Genomic DNA, 4,246 nt, shown 5'->3' with positions numbered 1-4,246 from the left:
GGTAGTCTTTGAAAGCAGACATGAAAAATATCTAAATAAACACTTATTAGGAATAGAGTATGAAAACACTTCTAAATTTTTCTAATTCTTTCTCGGGTATAGGGGGGTCTTTCGGGTCTTTCCCAAATTCCGTGTAAATTATATTCCTAGTCATTTATAGGTGATCCAGCTGGATCACCTTTTTAAATTAAATATTTATCCATTTTTCCAGGATAAATTACGACCAATATTATAAGTAACTTTTCCATATCTTTAATCTTTTTAGTTCACTTTTTTACTCATAAAAAACCTCCCTAGTCGTTAGAATTATAATCTATTGACTAGGGAGATCATATTAAATTTATACTAAATTTGGGAACGCCTCTTACTTTCTATTAATTCTTTGAAATCACATATTTTTATTGCTTGATATGAATTGATTACCTCTATTTTACAAAAACTTGAAACATCCCCCTTACTGATGGTAATCCTGTTTTTTCTGTTCATCTATTCTTCAATAAAGTTCAATCTTACATACTGTTTTTCAGCATCTAAACATGTAATTTCAGATTTTACCCTCTTTCCGACCAACTCTTCCTTCTCACTATTTGAAAAATTGGAAATTATTAAAATCACCTCTACTTCTCCATCTAGATGAGCCTTAGCAAAAACTTCACCACTCGATATATTTAAAATCACACTTCCCATTGCATTTGCGGTATATAAACCTTTTACTACTACCTCAACGATATCACCGATCTTGTACTTTTCTTTTATTTTCTCCCATGGATTCTCCAAGACTTCTTTCATAGAAAGTCTCAAAGTTCCTCTTTCTTCATTTACGCCAATGATCTTAGCTTTTATCTTGTCTCCTATATTACAGTACACACTAGGATGACGGTTGCTATCCCAGCTTATTTCAGATACCTGGACAAAGCCTATCACATCCTCCGTTTCTACGGTTACTCCATAGTCCACGATATTCACAACTTCTCCCTCTATTATGTTTCCCTTCTTATACTTGTCCTGATATTTTAATATTGGATTCTCTTCCTCTTTTTTCAATGTAAATTCCAATAACTCGATATCCTTTTTTTCTATCTTCCTTATAACTTTTGCAGTTATCAGCTCACCTTCTTGTAAAACATCACTGATATCCGATACTCTTGTCCAAGCCACTTCATCTTTATGAATAAAACCTTCTACATCACCACTTCTTAAAGAAGCTTTATATCCTATGAGTTTTTCCACTCTTACCTGTAGTTCATCCCCAATCTGTATTTTTTCAAACTTCACGTGCTCCCCCTTATTAAAGATCGTTTCCCTCTAGATATGATATATACAATATATCTGAGTTTCATATTTGCTTCTATTGCCTTCTAACCAAATAATACACTAAACCACAACAGATGCTTCCATGTTATCTTTCCAGCTAATACCAATTTAAATATAAGAAAACCTAATGGAATTGATATAATTATAGTTAATACCAAGAGCAGCTCTGATAAGTTCATTTTCTTCCAACAGGTCATTTTATCGTATATAGCCTCTTTAACTTTTTTATAAGATTTAATTTATACTCCTCCTTTACCACTTAAATTAATCTTTAGTGATTCTTTTACTCTCTTTTGTCTGAAAACTTATACGAATTATGCGTCATCATGTTCTTCATATACAATAATAAATTATCTCTTTAAATTGAGAATACAAATTAAAAGTCTCTATGCTATAGATCTTAAAAATATTTTACTTCTTAAAATTTGTGTCTGTATAAGCTTCTCCCCAAAAGGTGAATACTATCAATTAATTTAATGAACGTCTTTCCATATTCTATCAAATAATATTCAACTTTTGGTGGCGCCTGTTTATAGAATTGTCCAACATTTATAATAACACTAACTGAGCGCGAAACATCAGTAAAGTAATTAAAAAAAATAAAATTTTTATATAATTCAAGGAATAATTAAAATTAATGTTTTCCGTACATTAGTCAACAATAAAAATAAATATAAAGGTGGTGTGTCATATGACACACCACAATTTTTAAATCTCGCTGATACTGAGACTTTCAACCTCCACATCTGCATCCCCCCAAGACCTAAATCCTGTATAATTTGTTGATGAAGTTGACTCATCTATTGTTATGCCATCTTCATCAGTTATCTCTTCATCATCGATACTGACTGATACAGAATTAGTTCCATCATCATTACTTGTTACACTGATCGATATATCGTGTTCTGACGTCCACCAATCATCAGTCATATAGTCTTCATTTCTGACTATAATAGTAGTTGAAAGTTCATTTCCAGATGAATCACGCTCTTTTACGACAATTGCATTGAGACCATAATCGAACTGAAGTATATATCCAGAACCATCTTCGTCTGATTGAATAAATATTCCATATCCATTTGCAGCATCAATCAATGTTGCTGTTACATCTATGTTGTATTCAGAATATGGATTTTCTGCAAAAACATATCCATTCCATCCTCCAGTTGAATATAGTGTACCATCCTCAGAAATTGCCCATGTCCCAGACTTAAAAATTAATCCCTCATCGTCATCAAAGTCGTATGTAATAGAGTTAGAAGTTTCAGATTCGCCACTCCATACCTCGCTGTTAGCATCTCCACTATAAGTTCCGTCTTCTAAGTTGGCATATATTTCGCCATCACTTTTGATGTAAAGCCATCCTCCTGTATTGGACCTGCTGCTATAAACAGTATTGGACTTTGATCCTCCTGAATAACCTGGTGTATTCGGCATTTTACTTTTAGAATATACGTCGCTAAAATCACCTAAATTATCCTCATTTCCTACCAGATCAGGATAACTTGAATTTTTCAGATTATATAGAGATATTGCTGTATACAAATTTGCTAAATTCCCACTGACGTTAGCTATCTTTGCGTCCGATCTTATATTGTAAAATTTTGGAAGTGCAATGGCTGATATTAGAGAGATTATTGATATAACTATCATAAGCTCTATTCCTGTAAATCCTTTTTTCAGCATAATCTACTCTCCTTCCATTGTACAAATATATATCAATTTCATGTTATAGTTTGAGTATATTATTTAAAAGGATCTATGTCAAAATTATTATGCTTACAAAGTGTTTAAACCATAAAAAAAGAGAGGCCGTTTAGCCTCGCTATTATCTAATCTTAAAGTTTATCTTATCAAATTTTACATGCTTATAAAACCTATTCCTTATACACACTTGATATTCTTCTAAAATAAAATTTTTATTACTTATCTCTGTTGCAACAAGGTCTTCTAAATTTTCTAATATCGATGGAAGCTTATCCATTATCACATCACAAATAACAAACATATTTAGATTAACATAGTCATGAGCCACTCTATTTCTAAAATCTTTCATTGTTTCCAAGGAATATCTGCGTGCTTATCTCTAAGCTCTTTACTTGTTTTTCCAGAGGCTTCTCCTATGTTTACCAGTAAAGATAAGGATGCATTGAATGGCAATTGATCTGCTGCTTCGAAAAACTCTTCTGCATCAGAATAACCTTTTTTGTACCCAGATAATTTTTCAATACTTTCTAGAATACTTAAAATATGCAACAAGTCATTAGTTATATTTGGTAACATGCACAATCTACTTTTCAACTCTCATCAAAACAATAAGGTTGACATACTAGAAAAGCAACTTACAATTTTTCTGCAAAATCTCTTCCAAATGCCATACATTCTTCTCTTGTAGCACTGTTAAGATTCCACTTTACTTTCAGTCCCTCGTTAACAAGTGTCATTTTTGTCTTAGAGAGTTCCTCATTGAGTACAGCAAGAGATTTCCCGTTCCATCCATAACTTCCAAAAGCCGCTACTTTTTTATCCTGGAAATTTACACCTTTCACTCCCTCTAGAAGAGCAGCCATCGATGGGAGTATTCCATTATTTATCGTTGATGAACCAAATAGTATTGCAGATGCTCTGAACATATCAGTAACTATGTCATTTTCACTATTTTTTGCTGAGTTGGTAAGGATGATTTCATACTCTGGCTTTACTTCTCTTATACCGTCAGCTATCGATTCCGCCATTTTTTTTGTACTTTCCCACATAGTATCATAGGCAATTACAACAACATCTTCTTCTTTATAACTTCTACACCATTTAGAGTATTTTTCAACAATCTGCATAGGATTATCTCTCCATATAACACCATGAGACGGGCATATTACGTCTATAGGAAGACCAAGGGATATAACCTCATCTAATTTTCTCTCGAGAATCTTGC

5 protein-coding genes are annotated in these 4,246 nt (G+C 32.6%); all 5 read right to left on the bottom strand.

Going from position 1 to position 4,246, the window contains the following annotated elements; translation table 11 throughout:
* Positions 1–486 precede the first annotated feature (486 nt).
* Positions 487–1,275 (bottom strand): S1 RNA-binding domain-containing protein, encoded by a 789-nt coding sequence (locus ABZA26_RS08895; protein ID WP_372714166.1) that lies wholly within the window; start codon positions 1,273–1,275, stop codon positions 487–489.
* A gap of 747 nt (positions 1,276–2,022) precedes the next feature.
* Positions 2,023–3,000 (bottom strand): type II secretion system protein, encoded by a 978-nt coding sequence (locus tag ABZA26_RS08890; RefSeq protein ID WP_372714165.1) that lies wholly within the window; start codon positions 2,998–3,000, stop codon positions 2,023–2,025.
* A 142-nt stretch (positions 3,001–3,142) separates the two neighbouring features.
* The gene (locus ABZA26_RS08885) at positions 3,143–3,370 is read right to left on the bottom strand and encodes a HepT-like ribonuclease domain-containing protein (RefSeq protein WP_372714164.1); all 228 of its coding nucleotides are present in this window, start codon (positions 3,368–3,370) and stop codon (positions 3,143–3,145) included.
* Positions 3,367–3,597, bottom strand: coding sequence for a DUF86 domain-containing protein (locus tag ABZA26_RS08880; protein WP_372714163.1), 231 nt, complete (start codon positions 3,595–3,597; stop codon positions 3,367–3,369). Before ABZA26_RS08880 ends, ABZA26_RS08885 begins: the two co-directional genes overlap by 4 nt.
* 59 nt (positions 3,598–3,656) lie before the next feature.
* The coding region (locus ABZA26_RS08875) for a flavodoxin domain-containing protein (protein WP_372714162.1) at positions 3,657–4,246 on the bottom strand (590 nt) is incomplete at its 5' end.

Source organism: Ilyobacter sp., from assembly GCF_041583315.1.
In the GTDB taxonomy this organism is placed as follows: Bacteria; Fusobacteriota; Fusobacteriia; order Fusobacteriales; family Fusobacteriaceae; genus Ilyobacter.
The sequence above is the reverse complement of the archived record's forward strand: the minus strand, read 5'-3'. Positions and strand labels throughout refer to the sequence as shown.

Coding starts and splice junctions, on each gene's coding strand:
- ABZA26_RS08890 (WP_372714165.1), bottom strand. CDS start 3,000: ATGCTGAAAAAAGGATTTACAGGAATAGAGCTTATGATAGTTATATCA.
- ABZA26_RS08885 (WP_372714164.1), bottom strand. CDS start 3,370: ATGAAAGATTTTAGAAATAGAGTGGCTCATGACTATGTTAATCTAAAT.
- ABZA26_RS08880 (WP_372714163.1), bottom strand. CDS start 3,597: ATGTTACCAAATATAACTAATGACTTGTTGCATATTTTAAGTATTCTA.